The sequence below is a fragment of the Leclercia adecarboxylata genome (assembly GCF_006874705.1).
In the GTDB taxonomy this organism is placed as follows: domain Bacteria; phylum Pseudomonadota; class Gammaproteobacteria; order Enterobacterales; family Enterobacteriaceae; genus Enterobacter; species Enterobacter adecarboxylatus_C.
Genome location: NZ_CP035382.1, coordinates 4274181 through 4294128 on the forward strand (window position 1 = coordinate 4274181; position 19948 = coordinate 4294128).

The 19948-nt window shown below is 47.4% G+C and carries 19 protein-coding genes and 1 pseudogene; 6 read left to right on the plus strand and 14 right to left on the minus strand.

The genetic code is table 11. The features are described 5' to 3' along the window. Positions 1–13 precede the first annotated feature (13 nt). Both ES815_RS21335 and ES815_RS21340 read right to left on the minus strand, forming a co-directional pair. The gene (locus ES815_RS21335; RefSeq protein ID WP_260609640.1) at positions 14–502 is read right to left on the minus strand and encodes a copper-binding protein; all 489 of its coding nucleotides are present in this window, start codon (positions 500–502) and stop codon (positions 14–16) included. Further along, entirely contained in the window at positions 486–1394 is a 909-nt protein-coding gene (locus tag ES815_RS21340) for a LysR substrate-binding domain-containing protein (protein ID WP_142489619.1), read from the minus strand. The genes ES815_RS21335 and ES815_RS21340 overlap by 17 nt, the downstream gene beginning before the upstream one ends. A gap of 132 nt (positions 1395–1526) precedes the next feature. Between ES815_RS21340 and ES815_RS21345 the strand changes: the two genes are divergently transcribed. Further along, positions 1527–2846, plus strand: coding sequence for a 6-phospho-beta-glucosidase (locus ES815_RS21345; protein WP_142489620.1), 1320 nt, complete (start codon positions 1527–1529; stop codon positions 2844–2846). Positions 2847–3234: 388 nt separating this feature from the next. Here ES815_RS21345 and ES815_RS21350 read toward each other — a convergent pair. The 4 genes from ES815_RS21350 to hmpA all read right to left on the minus strand — a co-directional run bounded on the left by ES815_RS21350 (position 3235) and on the right by hmpA (position 6308). Next, positions 3235–3932 (minus strand): IS1-like element IS1A family transposase gene (locus tag ES815_RS21350; RefSeq protein ID WP_231600413.1). Its coding sequence is split into 2 segments (ribosomal slippage): positions 3235–3683 and positions 3683–3932, totalling 699 coding nucleotides; the frame shifts between segments, so codons are not numbered across the junction. A 33-nt stretch (positions 3933–3965) separates the two neighbouring features. Beyond that, positions 3966–4394: a type II toxin-antitoxin system VapC family toxin gene (locus tag ES815_RS21355; protein WP_142489621.1), complete on the minus strand. Its 429-nt coding sequence runs from the start codon at positions 4392–4394 to the stop codon at positions 3966–3968. After that, positions 4391–4621 carry a type II toxin-antitoxin system VapB family antitoxin gene (gene vapB / locus ES815_RS21360; RefSeq protein WP_039032651.1) on the minus strand — a complete coding sequence of 77 codons (231 nt, stop codon included), beginning with the start codon at positions 4619–4621 and terminating at the stop codon, positions 4391–4393. Before vapB ends, ES815_RS21355 begins: the two co-directional genes overlap by 4 nt. A gap of 421 nt (positions 4622–5042) precedes the next feature. Beyond that, entirely contained in the window at positions 5043–6308 is a 1266-nt protein-coding gene (gene hmpA / locus ES815_RS21365; RefSeq protein ID WP_142489622.1) for an NO-inducible flavohemoprotein, read from the minus strand. A gap of 234 nt (positions 6309–6542) precedes the next feature. Between hmpA and ES815_RS21370 the strand changes: the two genes are divergently transcribed. Next, on the plus strand, positions 6543–6845 hold the full coding sequence (locus tag ES815_RS21370; protein ID WP_185902359.1) for a sigma-S stabilization anti-adapter protein IraP: 303 nt from the start codon (positions 6543–6545) through the stop codon (positions 6843–6845). An 814-nt stretch (positions 6846–7659) separates the two neighbouring features. On the opposite strand, the gene ES815_RS21375 is transcribed toward ES815_RS21370, so the two are convergent. Then, positions 7660–8061, minus strand: coding sequence for an H-NS family nucleoid-associated regulatory protein (locus tag ES815_RS21375; protein WP_142489624.1), 402 nt, complete (start codon positions 8059–8061; stop codon positions 7660–7662). A 143-nt stretch (positions 8062–8204) separates the two neighbouring features. Between ES815_RS21375 and ES815_RS21380 the strand changes: the two genes are divergently transcribed. The 3 genes from ES815_RS21380 to ES815_RS21390 all read left to right on the plus strand — a co-directional run bounded on the left by ES815_RS21380 (position 8205) and on the right by ES815_RS21390 (position 9834). Continuing rightward, on the plus strand, positions 8205–8435 hold the full coding sequence (locus ES815_RS21380) for a hypothetical protein (protein ID WP_142489625.1): 231 nt from the start codon (positions 8205–8207) through the stop codon (positions 8433–8435). A gap of 222 nt (positions 8436–8657) precedes the next feature. After that, positions 8658–9355, plus strand: a protein-coding gene (locus tag ES815_RS21385) for an IS1-like element IS1A family transposase (protein WP_260609641.1) whose coding sequence is annotated in 2 segments (ribosomal slippage) — positions 8658–8907 and positions 8907–9355 — 699 coding nt in all. Because the reading frame shifts where the segments join, the coding sequence is not laid out codon by codon here. 35 nt (positions 9356–9390) lie between these two features. After that, complete coding sequence (locus tag ES815_RS21390; RefSeq protein WP_233212313.1) at positions 9391–9834, plus strand: EAL domain-containing protein; 444 nt, start codon at positions 9391–9393, stop codon at positions 9832–9834. A 308-nt stretch (positions 9835–10142) separates the two neighbouring features. On the opposite strand, the gene ES815_RS21395 is transcribed toward ES815_RS21390, so the two are convergent. Beyond that, positions 10143–11975, minus strand: a complete 1833-nt coding sequence (locus ES815_RS21395) for a methyl-accepting chemotaxis protein (RefSeq protein ID WP_142489626.1) — start codon at positions 11973–11975, stop codon at positions 10143–10145. A 169-nt stretch (positions 11976–12144) separates the two neighbouring features. Continuing rightward, a protein-coding gene (locus ES815_RS21400; protein ID WP_260609641.1) for an IS1-like element IS1A family transposase occupies positions 12145–12842 on the minus strand; the annotation gives its coding sequence in 2 pieces (ribosomal slippage) (positions 12145–12593 and positions 12593–12842; 699 coding nt in all). A gap of 41 nt (positions 12843–12883) precedes the next feature. Here ES815_RS21400 and ES815_RS21405 point away from each other — a divergent pair. Beyond that, positions 12884–13465 carry a DJ-1/PfpI family protein gene (locus tag ES815_RS21405; RefSeq protein WP_103825505.1) on the plus strand — a complete coding sequence of 194 codons (582 nt, stop codon included), beginning with the start codon at positions 12884–12886 and terminating at the stop codon, positions 13463–13465. A gap of 3 nt (positions 13466–13468) precedes the next feature. Here the strand turns inward: ES815_RS21405 and ES815_RS24010 are convergent. The 5 genes and pseudogenes from ES815_RS24010 to ES815_RS21430 all read right to left on the minus strand — a co-directional run bounded on the left by ES815_RS24010 (position 13469) and on the right by ES815_RS21430 (position 19943). Further along, a pseudogene (locus ES815_RS24010) lies at positions 13469–15159 on the minus strand (ISNCY family transposase). A gap of 119 nt (positions 15160–15278) precedes the next feature. Beyond that, complete coding sequence (locus tag ES815_RS21415) at positions 15279–15587, minus strand: hypothetical protein (RefSeq protein ID WP_142489627.1); 309 nt, start codon at positions 15585–15587, stop codon at positions 15279–15281. A gap of 81 nt (positions 15588–15668) precedes the next feature. Next, positions 15669–16220 carry a hypothetical protein gene (locus ES815_RS21420; RefSeq protein WP_142489628.1) on the minus strand — a complete coding sequence of 184 codons (552 nt, stop codon included), beginning with the start codon at positions 16218–16220 and terminating at the stop codon, positions 15669–15671. Between the two features lie 286 nt (positions 16221–16506). Continuing rightward, on the minus strand, positions 16507–17526 hold the full coding sequence (locus ES815_RS21425) for a fimbrial protein (RefSeq protein ID WP_142489629.1): 1020 nt from the start codon (positions 17524–17526) through the stop codon (positions 16507–16509). Between the two features lie 20 nt (positions 17527–17546). Then, positions 17547–19943 carry a fimbria/pilus outer membrane usher protein gene (locus ES815_RS21430; RefSeq protein WP_142489630.1) on the minus strand — a complete coding sequence of 799 codons (2397 nt, stop codon included), beginning with the start codon at positions 19941–19943 and terminating at the stop codon, positions 17547–17549. Positions 19944–19948 lie beyond the last annotated feature (5 nt).

Genomic DNA, 19948 nt, shown 5'->3' on the forward strand with positions numbered 1-19948 from the left:
ACGTCCGGTTCAGTCATTCACGGAAAACGCAGTTCTTAAGATGTATTCGAAGTAAGGGGGGTCGGAAAAAGATCACCGGTCTCGGCAAGACGCTGATTTTAAGCAGCACCGCTAAAACAAGAACCAGCAGACCGGGTAAGAGCAGAATGGTATCGAAATGGAGGGGCTGCGTACTAAGCAGCGAGTGGGCGCTCAGCTCACAGGGTGACAACCCTGGCGACGTAAGTTCCTGCGGGCTGGTGTCAGCAGTCAAAGAGAGCGCGGCGGCTTTAACCTGCATGTGATGCAGGATACTGGCCCGCTGGGTCAGACAGATCAGCATGACAAAACAGGCAACCACCAGAAGCGCGACCGCTTTAAGTTGCCTGTTTTTATGTTGAGTCGGACCCGTCAGGATAGTCATGGGCAATGAGAATAGTGAGCGACTCGCCAGCGGGCAAGCGGCAATTTGTAAAGTAATGCCAGCCCGGGCGTTCCGGCAGGCGTCAGTTTGACCCTTCACGCAGGATCTCTTTCACCCACTGGCTGAAGGCCACAATCCCCGGTCGGTTCAGGTTTTCACGCGGCATAATGAGATCATATCCATGCCCGGCTGGAATTTCCTGTTCAAAGGGCATAACCAGATCGCCCGCGGCAACGTACTTCTTAATCAGCCGCTTTCTGCCCATCGCCACCCCGCATCCGCTGACCGCCGCCTCAATCGCCATCTGACAATTGTTGAAGCTCATAAAATTCTCTTCCACCGGCAGGGGCTGGTTTGTGACCTGACACCATTCGCGCCACTCTGAAAAGACGTCCTGCGAATCCACTGACTCAGAAGCATGGATGAAGGGGATATCCGCAGGCCAGTCACCGTTAGCCAGGAGGCTATTTTTTAACGCCGGCGAACACACAGGAACCAGCGCCTCGTCGGCCAGGCGCTCACAATAGAGATCCGGATAGCGGAGATTGCTGTAGTAAATCGCAGCATCTACCCGTTCCAGATTGAAATCCACCAGCCCTGCCCTGACCCGGAAATTAATATTCAGCCCAGGCCACCGCGCCCGGAATTCGGCTAAACGCGGGATCAGCCACAGGAAAGCAAACGTGGGGGGAAGCCCCACAGAGAGTGTGCCGCGCAACCCCTGGACGCGGATATCTTCGATTTCATCATTAATGCGCTTAAGGGACATGGACAGGACGTTCAACAGTCGCCCCCCTTCATCGGTAAGCTGCAACTTGCGGGTCAGGCGGAGAAACAGCCTGAACCCCAGCAGGGTTTCGAGATGCCGTATACGTTGGCTCACTGCGCCCTGGGTCAGGTTGAGCGTTTTCGCGGCCCGCGTAAAGCTGAGATGATGCGCGGCTATTTCAAAGGTATGCAATAGCGCCAGCAGATTTTCCTGAGCTAACATAGTGATAATCTCCATCCGGTAGCCTTTATGCATTAAATGAGCTAATGCATACCCCTGAAACGATCGTTTGTCCAGCCGTGCTCGCTGCCTTTTAATCGTGATGACAAATACATCATAAAAAGGAGCACGAAGGTGAAAGATCTAAAAATCGTGGTTATCGGTGCCGGTTCGAGTTACACCCCGGAGTTAATGGAAGGCATCATCAAGCGACAGCATGAATTTCCGGTCCGCGAGTTGTGGCTGGTGGATATCGAAGAGGGTCGGGAGAAGATGGCTATTATCGCTGGCCTCACCCGACGAATGCTGGAAAAAAATGGTCTGGATATTCCGGTTTTTGAGACGCTGAATCGTCAGGAAGCTCTGAAGGATGCCGATTTTGTCTGCTCCCAGTTCCGGGCCGGTTGCCTGGACGCGCGTATCAGCGACGAGCGTATTTCACTGAAATACGACATGATTGGCCAGGAGACCAACGGACTGGGCGGGTTCGCTAATGCGTGCCGCACCATTCCTGTCGCCCTGGAAATTGCGGCCGAAATGGAGCGGCTCTGTCCCGACGCCTGGTTGCTTAATTTCACAAATCCCTCAGGAATGGTCACCGAAGCCATTCTTAAACACAGTAAGGTACGGACGGTAGGGCTGTGTAATGTGCCGGTCATCATGCAAAAAGGGATTGCGAGTTTACTGGGGGTCAATGACGTCAATGACTTTATTCTCCAGGTAGCCGGGCTTAACCACTTTATTTTCGCGCGTCATATCTGGCATGAAGGCCGCGATAAACTGACCCAGGTGATCCAGAACATTTCCGCAGGCAACGACCCGCTGATCCCACGTAATATTCCCCCTTTCAAATGGCCGGAGGGTTTGCTGGAAAACCTGGGCATGATCCCCTGCCCTTATCTGCGCTACTACTATATGAGCGACGATATGTATCGCCAGGAGTTGGGCGAGGCGCAGGGCGAAGGAACCCGTGGCGAAGTGGTGAAAGCCCTGGAAAAACAGCTCTTCGATATCTACCGTAACCCCGAGCTGGCTGAGAAACCGAAGGCGCTGGAGGGACGTGGCGGTCAGTATTACTCAGATGCAGCATGTGAACTGATGAGTGCGATCTACAACGATAAACGTATCATTATGCACGTTAACACGCGCAATAACGGCACCATCGCCGGCCTGCCGGATGACTGTGCCGTTGAGGTGAGTTCCCTGATCACCCGCTCTGGACCTATTCCGCTGAACGTCGAACCTTTCCCGGAGGATACGCTGCGCCTGATCCAGCTGATGAAGAGCTTTGAGGCGCTGACGATCGAAGCGGCTATTACCGGCGATCGCCACACGGCGTGGCGCGCGCTGGTCATTAACCCCTTAATCAACAGCGGCCAGGTGCTTGAAAAGGCGCTGGCGGAAGTTATCGAGCATAACAAAGCGCTGATGCCTGCGTTCCACAAACACCCTTAAATTCGCAGAACCTGTAAAACGGCTGGCTGCCAGTCAGCCGTTTATTGCTTTTCATTAGCAATATCTCTTTTTCACCTTTCCTGTTACGCAGATTATTTTTATTTAAATAACTCACCTCAAAAATAATAACCACAACACAATAAACACAATCAATAAAATATCTCAGAAAGCGATTGGGCCAAATGCCGTTAATATCGGGACAATATTATTAACGTAGCCCAACAAACAGAGATCATAGTCACAAACCCACGATCGGGGAATTGTTTCACCCATCGAAATAAATGCAGAATCCCTTTACCATCCGGGCATCAACGGTGTTTTCATTCGTTATCATTCATTTACTTACAGGCAAAGTGCAGGGATCAAGAAGATAGGTAATGACTCCAACTTATTGATAGTGTTTTATGTTCAGATAATGCCCGATGACTTTGTCATGCAGCTCCACCGATTTTGAGAACGACAGCGACTTCCGTCCCAGCCGTGCCAGGTGCTGCCTCAGATTCAGGTTATGCCGCTCAATTCGCTGCGTATATCGCTTGCTGATTACGTGCAGCTTTCCCTTCAGGCGGGATTCATACAGCGGCCAGCCATCCGTCATCCATATCACCACGTCAAAGGGTGACAGCAGGCTCATAAGACGCCCCAGCGTCGCCATAGTGCGTTCACCGAATACGTGCGCAACAACCGTCTTCCGGAGCCTGTCATACGCGTAAAACAGCCAGCGCTGGCGCGATTTAGCCCCGACGTATCCCCACTGTTCGTCCATTTCCGCGCAGACGATGACGTCACTGCCCGGCTGTATGCGCGAGGTTACCGACTGCGGCCTGAGTTTTTTAAGTGACGTAAAATCGTGTTGAGGCCAACGCCCATAATGCGGGCGGTTGCCCGGCATCCAACGCCATTCATGGCAATATCAATGATTTTCTGGTGCGTACCGGGTTGAGAGGCGGTGTAAGTGAACTGTAGCTGCCATGTTTTACGGCAGTGAGAGCAGAGATAGCGCTGATGTCCGGCAGTGCTTTTGCCGTTACGCACCACCCCGTCAGTAGCTGAACAGGAGGGACAGCTGATAGAAACAGAAGCCACTGGAGCACCTCAAAAACACCATCATACACTAAATCAGTAAGTTGGCAGCATCACCCAGTCTTCCAGCACCAGGCCCGGCACCCGCTCAAACTCCCGCACATTATTCGTCACCAGCACGGCGCCGGCGGCAATGGCATGCCCGGCGATCGCCGTGTCGTTCGGGCCGATCGGCGTCCCTGCGAGGCGCAGCGCCACCTTTATGTCCGTGGTCGCATCCACCGCGGCGCTGTCCCAGGGCAGGATGGCATCGAGGCGGGCGCAAAACGCGTCAACCAGCTCGATGTGGCGCGGCGAGGACTTCGGACCGGTGGCGCCAAAGCGCATCTCGGAATAGGTAATGGCCGAGATCACGATGCGCTGGTTTCGCAGCACCGCCTGCTCCAGGCGCTTCAGTACGGCTTCCGGCTGCTCGCGCATGATGAACGAGCAGATACAGGTGTCCAGCATATAGGTTTTGTTCACAGGTCAAATCGTCCTTCGTCGGTGACAACGTCCTCGCGCTCCGCCATAAAGTCCGGGTCGGCCTTCTCGAGCTGCGCGAACGAGCCCCAGGTCGGCCGGACGGGGCGCAGGATGATGCTGTCCCCTTCCCGGACGATCTCCAGCTCGCTCACCCCCTCAAAATCCAGATCGCGGGGCAGACGGATGGCGCGGTTGTTGCCATTTTTAAAAATGGATACGGTTCTCATTACGTTACACCCCATCAAGTCATTTGCCCGATACTTCGGGCATGGCCTGTGAAAAGCACAGGCGAATTAAAAAACACCACCTACCATTGGATAGGTATAGTATATGCAGATGTGAGGCATATGTATAGGGTCTGGATATGCAGATGTACGGCATATGGATATGGATATGCCAAACCTATCCTCAGTTCTCTTCTTATTTCTCCTGAGATCCGAAAACCCCAAGAGTCGGATCTTTGGCCGCAGTCGGAGAAGATAGAAAGGCTTATACTTCGTTACAGAAAGGTTCAGATACAAGGGGAGTTAACAGGTCCCTGTAAGCGGTGGTTCCGTCGCGGATAATATGGGATGTCAAACATTCTGGCGGGCATCACTGCTGGTCACGAAGGGGGCAGCTTGCCCCCGCAATTTATTGCATCTCAGGTCAGATACCCACACCTCCCGTGCCAAAGGCCTCACTGTGGATGCGCTCTTTCGCAATGCCCAGCGCCAGCAGGGAACGGTACTGTTCATGCATAAACGGAACCGGACCGCACAGGTAATAGTCGGCGTCTGCCGGCAGATATTTCGCCGGTACCGCGCTGAGATCGAGCCGGCCCTGCACATGGTAATCTTCCCCGGGCACCTCAGTTTCCTTCACCTGTTCATAGGCGATAAAGATATGCAGATTGCTGTTCTGCTCAGAGAGTGCCGCCAGTTCCTGACGCAGGGCATGAACATCGGAGCTGCGGGCCGCATGAAGGAAAAATATCTGCTTCCTGTCCTGCGTCTGTTCTGTGTGGTCCGCTTTTAGCACGGTATTCGGATCGGCTATTTCTGCCAGCAAATGGTGGGTCATGGACATCATGGGCGTCAGGCCGACGCCGGCACTGATAAGCACATTGTCCACTTCAGGATTTAATAAAAAGAAGTTGCCCGCCGGCGCGCTCAATTCCACCGTGTCGCCTTCACTGACGGCATTGTGGAGGGTTGATGAGACATAGCCCGGATCCTGTCCTTCCGCACGAGGATCTTCACGTTTCACGGAGATACGTAGGTAATCTGCTCCCGGCCTGGCGGATAAGCTGTACTGCCGGGGCTGCTTCAGGCCCAGTTCAGGGACAAGAACGCGTAGTGTCACGTACTGTCCCGGCCTGTAATCGGGCAGGGCCTGTCCGTCTTCAGGCTTCAGATAAAAAGACGTGATTTCTTCGCTTTCCTTTACTTTCCTGCTGACGGTAAAGGCGCGCCAGCCCAGCCAGCTGCCGGGCGTGTTACGGCGCTCATCATAAAGCCTTTTCTCGGCTCCGATAAATATGTCGGCCAAATCCTTATAAGCGGCCCCCCAAGCCCCGATGAGCGGGCTGTCCATAGGTACGGAAAGCACTTCGCTGATTGAATGGAGTAAATTTTCACCGACAATACCGTAATCGGGGGCTTTAATATTCAGGCTGACATGTTTGTGGCAAATCAGTTCAATGACCGGGGCCAGTACCCCGGGATCGTCGATATTCTCGGCATAGGCCAGCACCGCGCCTGCCAGCGCTTTCGCCTGTGCACCGCTGCGCTGATGCCCCATATTAAATACTTCCTGTAAATCAGGATTATTCCGTAGCATGCGCTTATAAAAATAATCCGTTAACGCAACGCCATTTTCTTTCAGTACCGGAACGGTATCTTCAACCAGTTGTTTCTGCTCTTGAGTTAGCATGCGATCCTCCGTGGGATTTAATTCAGTAACAGTCATGGTCCTGATAAGCATAAACCATGCTGGGAAGTGTGACCCGGCTTATAAATCCGGTACAGCCGCTGTATTCTTTCTGCCAGAAAATGGAATGGAACGCATATTTTTTTACAGGTCCAACGATGAGAATTAGTGGTCCGACCGGCATGAATAAAATATGGTATAGAGTGATTTCATGTTGTCTTGCACAGGAAAATGAAGATGAAGGCATTACTGGCGGAGCTGGTTGATATTATTGCGGAGCAGCATGAATCTGAAAAGGAAGTGATTATTCAGACTGAAGCACTGAATCTGGTTGTGGCTGCCCTTCTCATGCGGCTGGATGACAGCGTTCGTATGCAACTGAAAAATGAGATTGATGAGTCCTTCGCTTCACAGCACGGGTGTTGCCCCACATATACGGATGAAACGCACATACTCCAGCGTGCTGTGGAAGAATTGTTTAATTTTCATATGCGTCCATCACTAGGAAGGAGACGCATACAGTCCATAAACCAACCTTAAGAGGTCTCAGGCAGGCATAGAGCCGGTCGGTATTTCTGCCGGCCTGGTACCGCGGTGAACGGTATTCCGGGATGAACAGGAAGGGAGGCTATATGTTCGTGGATAAACTGTCACTTTACGAATACGGCACATAGTATGTCTGGCATAATGCCTGCCGCCATATTCAGCTCCCCTGTAAACCGGAATTCCTCTGTCGTAGCTGCCTCCCGTGAGGCTCATTGTCACTGAACGTCCCGTTATTATTTAAGATGTTTCTTAATTGTAGAAATATAGCTTCTTTTCAGTCACGTAGTGTCAACCTGAAAAAAAGGGGCTGGCATCCCCCTGATGTGAATTGTTATAGTTTGCTGCTAATAAGAAAAGTAAGGTTTTGGCCAGTACCATTCAGATGTCTGGTACTGGCACTTTTTGATACTCCTTTTATTTCTGTCTTTTTACTTGCAAAACTTATTTTACTGGCTGTGTTGTTCCGGCTCCCGGTAAGCATACTGTTGACGCCAGGCAGTAACAGGCATAGCTTTAAGCGCTGCTCAGATTTATTAAGGCAGGGTATAAAGAGCCCGGGGTGCGGGGATCCTCCATAACTCCGCCTAAGGTAATACATGTAAAGTCGCTAAGGTACTTTTTACAGGAATTTTAAAATCATATCTTATATCGGCCGGTATACAGTCCGGATATCTGTCAGGACAAATTGGTACCCATCGCATTTTGCCCCAGTGACATGCGGGAATAGCTGATTCATGCCTAGGACATGCAGGTATATCTCAGCCGCTTTTACAGCGACACCGGGAAAGTACGATTTATTAACTGCTGGTCAAATCAAAAAATCATCCAGCGACTTGCCTGCAGCCAGTTGTTCCGCAATGGCCTTAGGCATACGTCCCTGGCCAGTCCAGGTTCTGGTTTTGCCATTTTCACTCCGATATTTATATCTGGGCGTACGGGGAGGTCGCGCTTTTACAGGCTTTTCATCGTCTGCTGTACTGGTAACCAGTTCTGCCGGATCGATTCCTTTTTCAAGCAGCAGAAGACGTAGCTTTTCCACTCTCTCATTATGCTCATCCTGCACTTTTTTCCGGGACAGCTCCTGTTCCCGACGTTCACTGATCACGAGTCTGACTTTTTGCAGCACCATCTCCAGAAAGGCCAGGGGAAAATCACGGGTTGCGACCCTCAAGCTGCGGATGTTGTTTAATAATTTCAGTTCATCTGCCATTTTTTATCCTGAATGGAGGGTTAGGATTTACAGATACGTTGCCCGGTATAAGTATATAGGTTTCCGGAGTTAATTTATGTTTAACCTCTCCAGAACTGTGACTGAACCTTCATCAGCGGAGTTTAACAAGAGGAACCTTCAGAATGACGTATCTGCGATATTCGTATCAGGAGAATTTTAATTTCCTCTTCAGAACACTGGCATATTCTGCAGCCGGACACGGCGTTGCCGGACCGGCGGCTTTACTTCGGGTCTCGCTGAGAGACAGGCTCATTATTTCTGTCTGGGCAACCCCATATGGCTATATCTACCCGCAAAAAATCGTCTTCATCTTCGGCTTCCATGAGCAGTTCTCTTTCAGAACTACCTTGTGAAAAGCCTTATTTTCAGGGTATGCCCCGGTCCTTGTCGGATCCGGGTCAGCCTGCTTTTGCTAAATCCGGCCAGGCGATGAGACGCCTGTGCGCCCTGGCTATTTCATCGCAGGTGACCAGCCTGTCGGCAGCCACCATCACGGCGTGGCTTTTACAGTCTAAAAATGGGTGATGCTGCCAACTTACTGATTTAGTGTATGATGGTGTTTTTGAGGTGCTCCAGTGGCTTCTGTTTCTATCAGCTGTCCCTCCTGTTCAGCTACTGACGGGGTGGTGCGTAACGGCAAAAGCACTGCCGGACATCAGCGCTATCTCTGCTCTCACTGCCGTAAAACATGGCAGCTACAGTTCACTTACACCGCCTCTCAACCCGGTACGCACCAGAAAATCATTGATATTGCCATGAATGGCGTTGGATGCCGGGCAACCGCCCGCATTATGGGCGTTGGCCTCAACACGATTTTACGTCACTTAAAAAACTCAGGCCGCAGTCGGTAACCTCGCGCATACAGCCGGGCAGTGACGTCATCGTCTGCGCGGAAATGGACGAACAGTGGGGATACGTCGGGGCTAAATCGCGCCAGCGCTGGCTGTTTTACGCGTATGACAGGCTCCGGAAGACGGTTGTTGCGCACGTATTCGGTGAACGCACTATGGCGACGCTGGAGCGTCTTATGAGCCTGCTGTCACCCTTTGACGTGGTGATATGGATGACGGATGGCTGGCCGCTGTATGAATCCCGCCTGAAGGGAAAGCTGCACGTAATCAGCAAGCGATATACGCAGCGAATTGAGCGGCATAACCTGAATCTGAGGCAGCACCTGGCACGGCTGGGACGGAAGTCGCTGTCGTTCTCAAAATCGGTGGAGCTGCATGACAAAGTCATCGGGCATTATCTGAACATAAAACACTATCAATAATTTTGAGTCATTACCCGCACTTTAAAGAGCTTAGCTTGGTAGATGACTGTCGTAATTTCCTGTTGGCATTTAGCGATAGTCCTGTAATTCTGGTACTGGAATTAACAGAACGAGAGCTTCTTGTGATTGATGGCGTTACGGCCAGTGTGATTACTGATCTACATAAACTGGGCGTGCTCATTGCTATAGATGACTTCGGCACCGGTAACTCCAGTCTAAGCTATCTTCAAAAATTCCAAGTAGATGTTCTAAAAATTGACAGAAGTTTCGTTAGCATGGTTGGAAGTGACGCTCTATCATCCCATATCATTGATAATATAATTGATCTTGCCCGCAGGCTGAAGCTCAAAACAGTTGCAGAAGGTGTAGAGACTGAAGCGCAGTCAGCTTATTTGCGGAAAAATAACATAACCTTCATGCAAGGTTACCTGTATGGTCGCCAGTTACCAATAAACGAGTTTTTCCGGAAATTGCCTTAAAGCGACCAAAAAGAAAATTAAACCGGCATGATTGCTGATCATACGTAAAGCCGTACGCACAGCAATAATCCACCTTTAATAATAATTAGCTTGCATTATATATGGTCGAAGAAACTAAAGGTTGATAGGTAAATATATGATAGTAACCAGTATATTCTGATCCTGCTTGAAGCAAGCTATAAAGTACTAACTAATTTATTTAATCAGCAACATCGTATTCTTAACCATGCTAACACAGAAAGGTTTTTTTATTAATGGTAGGCTTGTGGCTTTATCTATGTTGGATAATGCCACAAACCAGAGTAAATTTAACTAAATACTGAGATCAAAGTGTTTAGTTGTCGGGCTTGCTCAGCAAGGGATGTGGATGCAATAGCAGATTCTTTAACTAGGCTCGCATTCTGTTTTGTTGTAATGTCCATCTTTGAGACTGCATCATGCACATCAGACAGCCATTTGCTTTGTTTCTCTGATACCCTAGCAATATCTTCTATAATCAGATTAACTTGGTGTACGGAAGAAACAATTTGTTCCATAGTCTCCCCTGATTGCGTAACCAGAGAAACCCCGTCTTTTATATTAATTACCGCATCGCTTAATAAATTTTCGATTTCTTTGGCTGCTATAGCGCTACGTTGAGCAAGAGTTCTTACTTCTCCGGCGACTACAGCAAACCCTTTCCCATGTTCTCCTGCACGGGCCGCTTCGACAGCTGCGTTAAGTGCAAGAATATTAGTCTGGAAGGCGATTCCATTAATTACATTAGTGATATCGGAAATTTTTGAAGAGTTTTCTGAGATCGTTTTCATTTTTATAATCACATTCTTAACAATTAGCCCTCCATTTTCTGCGTTAGCCGAGGCGGCATTAGTTCGAATACTTGCATACTCTGCATTTTGCGCATTATTTTTCATAGCATCAGAAAGTTGCTTGATGTTATTATTGGTTTGCACTAACGCAGATGATTGTTGGTCTGTGCGGATAGAAAGGTCTGAATTTCCTAAAGAAATTTCTGCAGAAGCTCTAGATACATTATCCACGCCAACTTTCACTTCATCTATTATGTGTTTTAGCCGATCATTCATTATACCTATAGAGGTTAATAATTTCCCAAACTCGTCTTTTCTTGTAGATTTAACAGATGCGGATAAATCACCAGAGGCAATTCGACTTGAGATATGAAGTGTCTCATTGAGAGGTTTTGAAATATGTCTTGTCATAAAGTAAGCAATGCATAATGCAATAATAATGCCGGAAACCGACGCAACCAGCATGATAGTTTTAGCGTTACCTATAACATTTTTGGTTTGCATGTTTTGATGTTTTAACAGTAATTCCATGGCAGCATATGTTTCGTTGGAACCCTGATTAAGTTTCTCAAATAACTCATTTTGTTGAATTGAGTTTTTCCTAAATTCCTGAGTATTGCCTATCATTGCATCAGCATTTTTTTTAAGTTCCGCAATTAATTCTTGTGATGAATTCATACTAGCAGAATTGTAATTATCGGATTCTTTGATAATATCTTTCAAAATGTTTTCAATTTTAATGAAAGATTCTTCATTTTTACTTGCAACGAGATCCGCTATTCTGAATCTTAAGTCTTTTAATTTAAGATTTATGTATGATGAAAACTCTCCCAGACCAACATCAAAACCTGCACTCCTGCTTTTATTAGTTAATTGTTCTCCGACATTAAAAATTGCAGATTTTTGCAAACTCAGTTCAATAGCTCTTCCCGTTTCAATTGAACCTACAAAATCATCAGAGATTTTTTTATATTCTGCCGAGGCAATATTTAATTGTTGGTTTATTTTACTGCCAACATTATCTCTGTTGTCGACTTCAAGCAGCCTTACTTGCTCAATTAAGGTATCGAGCCCTTTTTTCTGGAGTTCAGCATATTCAATGCTTTTAGTATATCTGAAATTTACATTATAAAGCTTTAAGTTATCTAAAAGCTTTGAAATCTCTGTTGTTTTGTTTTGTCTGACGTTATTATTACTGATGGATTCTAGGCCATGACTTGCAATTGCATATATAAAAAATGTTATTATTATAAGCAACATATAACTTAGTAATAGTTTCCTACTGATCTTAAGATTTTCAATTCCAGAAGAAACCATTGAGGAAATATTCATTCTTTTGTCCCTATTTCTATATGTTTTACTACAATCGTCATTCCCGGCGTTTACTTTAATAAAATTATGCTTTCTGTGATTACCATCACATTGATTTCTTCTTGAGTGAAGACGCAAACGGTTACCTGCAAAAAAAACATAGTTAGGAATTATCGGTAATGACTCAAAATTATTGATAGTGTTTTATGTTCAGATAATGCCCGATGACTTTGTCATGCAGCTCCACCGATTTTGAGAACGACAGCGACTTCCGTCCCAGCCGTGCCAGGTGCTGCCTCAGATTCAGGTTATGCCGCTCAATTCGCTGCGTATATCGCTTGCTGATTACGTGCAGCTTTCCCTTCAGGCGGGATTCATACAGCGGCCAGCCATCCGTCATCCATATCACCACGTCAAAGGGTGACAGCAGGCTCATAAGACGCTCCAGCGTCGCCATAGTGCGTTCACCGAATACGTGCGCAACAACCGTCTTCCGGAGCCTGTCATACGCGTAAAACAGCCAGCGCTGGCGCGATTTAGCCCCGACGTATCCCCACTGTTCGTCCATTTCCGCGCAGACGATGACGTCACTGCCCGGCTGTATGCGCGAGGTTACCGACTGCGGCCTGAGTTTTTTAAGTGACGTAAAATCGTGTTGAGGCCAACGCCCATAATGCGGGCGGTTGCCCGGCATCCAACGCCATTCATGGCAATATCAATGATTTTCTGGTGCGTACCGGGTTGAGAGGCGGTGTAAGTGAACTGTAGCTGCCATGTTTTACGGCAGTGAGAGCAGAGATAGCGCTGATGTCCGGCAGTGCTTTTGCCGTTACGCACCACCCCGTCAGTAGCTGAACAGGAGGGACAGCTGATAGAAACAGAAGCCACTGGAGCACCTCAAAAACACCATCATACACTAAATCAGTAAGTTGGCAGCATCACCCCTTTGTCAGGGATTAGAAGAGTATGAAGCCAGTGCATTTACTGATGCTATTGGCTGGACAACAACGTACGGATTAGAACCCGTAGAATTGGTAACAGTTGGTCTACGAAAAAAAGTTAAATGTGCCTGGAATTTCACTATCGAACCAGAATATCAACTGGATGAAATTGATGGTGATAGCTTTGATGCCATTGCCATTCCTGGGGGGATGAGCCGGGCTGGTTTTTACGAGGATGCATTTGATGAGCGACTGGTCAGCCTTATTCGAAAATTTAATAACCAAAACAAAATTATCGCTTCTGTCTGTGTTGGCGCTTTAGCAATAGCAAAAAGCGGTGCTCTTCACGGTAGAATGGGTACGACGTATCATCTGAGCAGTAAACGTCAAACACAGTTATCAGATATGGGTGTCAATGTTATTCAACGCCCAATTGTAGTGGACGCAAATATCATTACATCGCAAAGTCCTGCAACAGCGATTAATGTCGCATTTACTTTAATAGAAAAACTTACGTCCAGAGCTAACGTAGAAAAAATTAAAGAAGGAATGGGTTTTCCCCTCCTTTAATCCCTACGTCTTTTGAGTATTAGATCCAAATATTTCATCAGAACGACTCTGTAAAACCTTCAAAACTTCCAGCATATCGTCGCCGTTCAGTGACCGCTGGGATTTCTTTTCAGTTGGTTTCCTGCGACGCCGTGAAGGCCCATCGCCAGCAGGTATTGCCTGAGAACGATTATTGTCGCGTTTGTCCTGAACCAGTTTAATATATTCTAGTGTACGACCGAGACGCTTGTTGTCCACGATAGCTCCCTGGTCGATTTCCGACAGGCGATCATAAGTGGAGTAGGGAAGTGTAACACCGTTAAGCCTGAGTTCTTTTCGGCCATCCAGATAGTGCCAGACCTCTATGTATTTCCAGATGGCTTTGCGACTAATTTCACTGTCTTCAATAAGATAGAGCACTTTGTCATACTGAACCGTCAGAGATTTTGAAACGCGGCGCGGTTCCCGCCATGTGAAAAAGGCAGCCAGATCATCATCATGTTCGAGTGGCCGATGCACATCAAAGTCATGTCGGGGAACTTTGGCAAAGCGCCGGTTATAATCGTCCATAAACTCATCAGCATACTCATTGGCAGCGTCAACAGAAGAAATTCCCCTGAGCCGGAGTTCTTTTACCAGTCGGTCCTGAAGCGTCAGATGAGCGCGTTCCACGCGGCCTTTGGCAGAGCTGGTATTCGCGCAGATAGTCTGGATATTCAGTTCATGCATCGCACGCCCAAACTGGGTATAGCCATCGCCACCAGTGGCATTTTTGTTGTTTATTCTGAATACACTGGCTTTGTCGCTGTATAACGCCAGCGGTTTACCATGCTTTTCCAGGTAGCCTCGTGTGGCCTCAAAATAGGTGAATGTTGATTCCGATTTTACAAAGCGGAGCTGCATCAGTCGGCTCGTTGCATCATCAACGTAAACCAGCGCGGTACAGGCTGGAGCACGGTTCTCGAACCAGTGGTGGTCACAGCCATCTATCTGTATCAGTTCGCCACAACAGGCCCGGCGATAGCGTGGCTGCTGAATTTTTGGCGCACGTTGCTTACGGGGGACCCAGAGACCGGCTTTAACCATGAGCGACCGGACAGTTTCTTTGGACAGGTGGACATCGTGCAGTTCTGCAAGCTTTTCACACGCCAGCGTCGGCCCAAAGTCGGTATAGCGCTCACGTATAATACTGAGTGCATACAGGGCAAGACCATCAGGCAACTGATTATTGCTGGGTCTCCCGCGACGACGATTAGCCATACCCAGTGGGCCAGATTCACGGATAAGCGCCAGCAGACGCTGGTTATCTTTATCCCGCGCGGAGACCGGGTTATGCAGCCACGCATAAAACCCGGCCCGGGCAACGCACAACACCCGACACATCGTCATCACACCCCATACAGTGCGGTGCTCATTGATAAAGCGGTACTTCAGTCGGGCTCCCTTGCAAAGTACCGCGCGGCCTTTTTCAGAATATCCCGTTCTTCCTCAGTGCGCTTCAGTTGGGCCCTGAGCTTCAGGATCTCGCTTTTCGCTTCCAGTAAATCACGGGCATGCTGTTCGCTGTTATCGGGTTTAATTGCCCGTAACCACTTATAGAGACTGTGTGCGGAAACGCCCAGCCGGTCAGAAACTTCGGCCACGGAATAACCGCGTTCCGTTATCTGACGGACGGCTTCTTCCTTAAATTCAGGTGTAAATCGTGGTGTGCCCATACGCTCCTCCTATGCTCAAACTATAGGGCAGGATCGTCTACCGGGGTGGGGTCAGTCCATATCTGGCTGAAAAGTGTCTAGATTATCCGTGGCGATTCAGCACTATTCCGCGCAGCTATTTAGTAAATTTTGGCCAAAAGGTAATTCTCAACGGCCAGATGCCCCGCTAACCTGGCGTATAAATCGAGTAATCGTTTAAATAGAATTTCATTATGCTCCTGGCGCACAGTTGGTTCTGATGAAATCATTAAATTGACAGCCGCAATCACATCGTCCAACTCCTTTCTGTATACATATGGCACAATAATATCATTCATCTCTTCGCGTATGACGCTATAATCGCAGACATTATTGTTTAAGCTATTATTTAACCATATCGCAAAGATCAATGAATCCAGTTTTTCTTTCGCTTGTCGATACTCTCTCATCACGACCTCCGCCAGGTTTGCACAAAACAAAACACCTTATATTACTTACCAGTTCAACATTATTTTTAATGCTGAACTTACTCAGAAGCCTGCTCTGTCATAGTAAACCTGCTTAATATCTTTGTTATAAGCACTGGCTATATCTTTTAGCTTCAGTCCCGCCAGGATAAAAGATATTAACAACGCATCTTTTTTAGATATTTCGACAAACCTTGATGCCGCCGCATAGATGATATCCACCGCAGATACCGGCATCCGCCTTTGCATCAAAGCTGAGCATACGCCTGAGAATCCCACATTCAATTGCGCCCCAAGAATTTCCAGATAAGATGCTTCCAGTTCGTTGAATCGGTACCCACCGGTTGAATAGACAACCACGCTAATAAGTGGGAAGTGTATTTTTATATAGAGTGCTGACTGAAGGACGGCTATGTTACTCCATGGATAATCGATAACGAGACATCGCAAATAATACTTTTCTGATGCTGCCATCACGTTACTAACGATAGCCTTAGGATCTTCAAACGAACAATATAAAATTTTTTCAGTGCATGTTGTCCTGCACTTCACCCTCGAAAAGTAACTATCAAACCCCAGATCAAAATATCCAGAACCAGAAATAACCAATAACATTATTCACTCCCTATGTAATATCACCACACCCAATCATGCGAATAATAATATGTCCAGACACTATAAAAAATCATACCCCATCGTTTCTTTTTACCAGGATGAGATACAGGGCTGAGCTTATCTCTAATACAAAATCAGTAACGTTCACATCGGCGTAAAAACCGCTATTGAAGAACCTATTCGCTTATCGCAAATGGTGAGCCTCAATAATACTTACTGTTCGCAGGTGTATTTCATTGTTAAATGACTTATCCTGTTCTGAGCGTGTCAGCGACGGCGCCACTTCTTAATTATAGGTAACCACAAACGTCGCACTCGCATTCGCCTGACCGGCGGTAACCGTCGATTCAGTCTGAATGTATCTTGCCTGATACTGGAAACTGTAGGCCGACTCACTACCTTTACTTCCCGACCAGATTGTCGCAGGTTCATTCAACACTATCGGGACGCTATTTTTTAATACCTGGACTCCAACCCCGGTCGCGGAACTATCATCACCACTATCATCTATTTTTATAATACCGTTTGCCGCGTGATTACTATCAGCCGTTGCATTAAATTGCATAAAGATGTTACCAACATTCTCGCAGGTGGTAAGATCTATATTGAACGGTACCATATTGGTGGTACTCCCAGGCCCCATAAATACGGACCTATTGTGTCTTCCCAAATTAACTTTAATATCAGCGTTACTGATTTTGCAGGTTGGGGACTTTACCGTAATGCACAATCCTTTTACACTAAACTTTAAGGCGTTGACCCCCTCAAGATAAATATCACCGAGATAATCATTCAGGCAATACTGGCCTGGAGGTGGTAAACCGCTGGTATCAGGAATGCGCCAAAAATAAATAGTGGGTTTTTTGCTTTCTGAATTAAAATACCTGCCCCCAGAAAAGGGGCGTGCTGTTGGATAAGGCATAAAAAGGGAATCGAAATCAATACCATCCTGTTCACCCATTTGAAAACTGTAACCAATCCCCGGTAGACGATCGATACTGTAAACATATCCTGGCTTGCTTTGATAAGCCGGTCCAACGGGAGCGCCACCAATACTATTGTAGCCACTCGGTTCTGAACCACTACAAGTTATATTCCATTCCGTATTATTGGTCAGAGTCATGCCGCCATAGGTGAATAATAAATCTCCAGGCTGGCGATTAAGCACATCTACTGTAAAATATTTATTACCCAGATTGACGCTATATTCAATTGTTTTACCACTGGTCATCACGCATGCAAGTATTGTGGGGATATATCCTAGATACAGGAAAACAGATAACCCTAGTATCATTTCTCTTTTCATTTTTTGTCTTCCTTAATCATCTATTTGCAAAGGTTTCGGCTGGTCTGTTGATTAACGGAATACGCAAGCTGGCAACGCTGAACACTATTGTCGCCCCAGACCACATGTAAAACCCCCTTGATGTCCGGGACTCTGGCATATAGCAGCCCTCCTTGTCCCACGGCCCCGATGGCTATTTCTTTGCTGTCAAAGACCTCAGCACCCAATGGCGGCGTATTACCATCACTGAGCGTGACATTGGCAAACCATGGGTAGCCAGTACGGGTCGCAAATTTTACCTTCACGGCCGCGCCTGAGTCAGGAACGACGACCGTGCTACTTGATACGATCTCAACTTGATCGCTAATTCCTTGCGGATCGAGATCCAGCCAGTTTTCTGTAAATGGGTTCAGATAAGGGATAATGGTGTAACCACGATTATCCACTGGACGTCCAATACGGTTGGCCACCGTTGCACCGGCAGCCTTAGGGGCCTGTACAATGGCGAATGTTTCACCAATATCAGGTGTCGCAATCACCCCTCCTTCATGCGCAACTAACGCGCCGGAAGTCCCAAGGGAGTACTGCTGTTGATTCTTGCCGGCGCTGGCGCTCGCATTCAGATAGGCATAATGAGTTCGGTAACTACCGTTTGCTCCAATGGAACTCTCATGGCCCCCTTCCTTTGGCATATCGTAACTTGTCGTCAGGCCATAGCTGAGTTCGTTCTTTTCACCCCGACTCCCAGTATAAGTCGCTTGTAACTGGTTGCCGTTATTCTTGTCATAATTGAAACGAGTATGAATATTGCCATTACCGCTAATAGGTATAGAGAAAGAAATTCCGACTATTTGGTTATTTTTATGGTTAGCATCCTGACTTTTCTGTGCATAGATATAGTAGCCCAGGCGTTTATAATTATTCGAATATCCTAGCTGATAGGAGTGATAGGTACCATGCTTCCAGTTTTCACTCCATATGCCATAAAATGACAAGCTACCGCCGCCGATTTGTTGCGATAGATTGGCTGTATACTTTGTCATTTCGCGGTAAGTATAGTTGTCATGGTTATTAGCCGATGCCGCATCACGAATTGAAATATACCTTGCATCGTTACTGTGACTCATTGATAAGGTAACTCGGGTATCACTGGTCAATGATTTTGTTGCCGAAACGCGCCAGCGATACCCATCCAGCCAGTCATTTTCAACAGTTTTCCAGGAGGAACGCGAAACATCGACAGCCAGTGCTCCCCAGTAAGTATTTAATGCACTACCGACAAGAGTGGAGTAATACCCATCGGTTCCATTTACCCCCATATAGCCGCTAATATAGTCATTAAAACCATACTGCAGAGTTAATTCTCCGAATCCCGGACGGTTTGAGATATAGCTGTCATCCAGATATCCCATCGACAAATCGTAATACAGCGCCTCCTTACGAACCAGGCCAGGTATGGAAGCATAAGGCACAGTAAACGTGTCCTGGCTGCCATCGGCCTCATGAATCGTCACGATCAGGTCGCCACCTGAATTCGTTGGATAAAGGTCCGCAAAGGAGAATTTACCTGGCGGAACGGTGGCCTCATAGAGTAAGGAACCATTTTGAGTGACGGTGACGCGCGCGTTTGTCCTGGCGATTCCCGTTACCGTGGGTGCAAAACCACGTCGTGACCCTGGCAGCATCCGTTTGTCAGTCGCAACCCTGGCGCCCACGAAGCTGACGCTGTCGAAGAAGGTGCCATCTGTCCATCCCTGCCCGAGCCTAAGGGTTGAGCTCAAATCGAAAAGGCTTTTCTCGGCGTATGTCGAAATATTATCCCACTGAGTATCGTTATCATTTGCCTGATAACTAGACTGGTGGTAAAAGCGCCAGCCGTAAGCGCGAAAACTACCATCAAGCCCGACATAACTGTAATTATGACTATCGCCATGATTGATGCTCTGATAACTATTCGCCTGATAACGTAATACTGCTGCTGGAACACCAACATCGATACTCTCAGGATTAATCTCGCCTCGATACTTCGGTTTTTGTAACGCCTGCGGGATGGTTAAATTTAACGCATTCTCCCCGACGTCATAATGCCATGAAATGCCAGCATTGATCTGCGATAACTGGAGACATGAAGCCTTTTCTGGCCACGTTTTATCTTTAAGCCTCATCACTCTAAATAATACTGGTGTTATGCAGGGCTCAATTTTTTCTCCCACCTTCTGTAGCTCGAATTCAACTTCGCTCGCATACGAACCATTTAAGTAAAGCTTACTGCGATACTTCCCGACATTCATCGGATTACCATACTTAAATTTCTGGAGATCGATATGTGTCGCGTTATGCAAATGCGCACTATTGAAATTAAATGCGTCTTCTGACCATGCAACACCCCATGGTATTATTATTATTATTAACCCAGCATTGATCTCCATGAATTTCATAATAA

What these genes read in the sequence shown, in the direction of transcription:
- ES815_RS21340 (WP_142489619.1), bottom strand. Translation starts at nt 1,394, where the DNA reads ATGTTAGCTCAGGAAAATCTGCTGGCGCTATTGCATACCTTTGAAATA.
- vapB (WP_039032651.1), bottom strand. Translation starts at nt 4,621, where the DNA reads ATGAGAACCGTATCCATTTTTAAAAATGGCAACAACCGCGCCATCCGT.
- hmpA (WP_142489622.1), bottom strand. Translation starts at nt 6,308, where the DNA reads ATGCTAACTCAAGAGCAGAAACAACTGGTTGAAGATACCGTTCCGGTA.
- ES815_RS21370 (WP_185902359.1), top strand. Translation starts at nt 6,543, where the DNA reads ATGAAGGCATTACTGGCGGAGCTGGTTGATATTATTGCGGAGCAGCAT.
- ES815_RS21375 (WP_142489624.1), bottom strand. Translation starts at nt 8,061, where the DNA reads ATGGCAGATGAACTGAAATTATTAAACAACATCCGCAGCTTGAGGGTC.
- ES815_RS21380 (WP_142489625.1), top strand. Translation starts at nt 8,205, where the DNA reads ATGACGTATCTGCGATATTCGTATCAGGAGAATTTTAATTTCCTCTTC.
- ES815_RS21395 (WP_142489626.1), bottom strand. Translation starts at nt 11,975, where the DNA reads ATGAATATTTCCTCAATGGTTTCTTCTGGAATTGAAAATCTTAAGATC.
- ES815_RS21415 (WP_142489627.1), bottom strand. Translation starts at nt 15,587, where the DNA reads ATGAGAGAGTATCGACAAGCGAAAGAAAAACTGGATTCATTGATCTTT.
- ES815_RS21420 (WP_142489628.1), bottom strand. Translation starts at nt 16,220, where the DNA reads ATGTTATTGGTTATTTCTGGTTCTGGATATTTTGATCTGGGGTTTGAT.
- ES815_RS21425 (WP_142489629.1), bottom strand. Translation starts at nt 17,526, where the DNA reads ATGAAAAGAGAAATGATACTAGGGTTATCTGTTTTCCTGTATCTAGGA.
- ES815_RS21430 (WP_142489630.1), bottom strand. Translation starts at nt 19,943, where the DNA reads ATGAAATTCATGGAGATCAATGCTGGGTTAATAATAATAATAATACCA.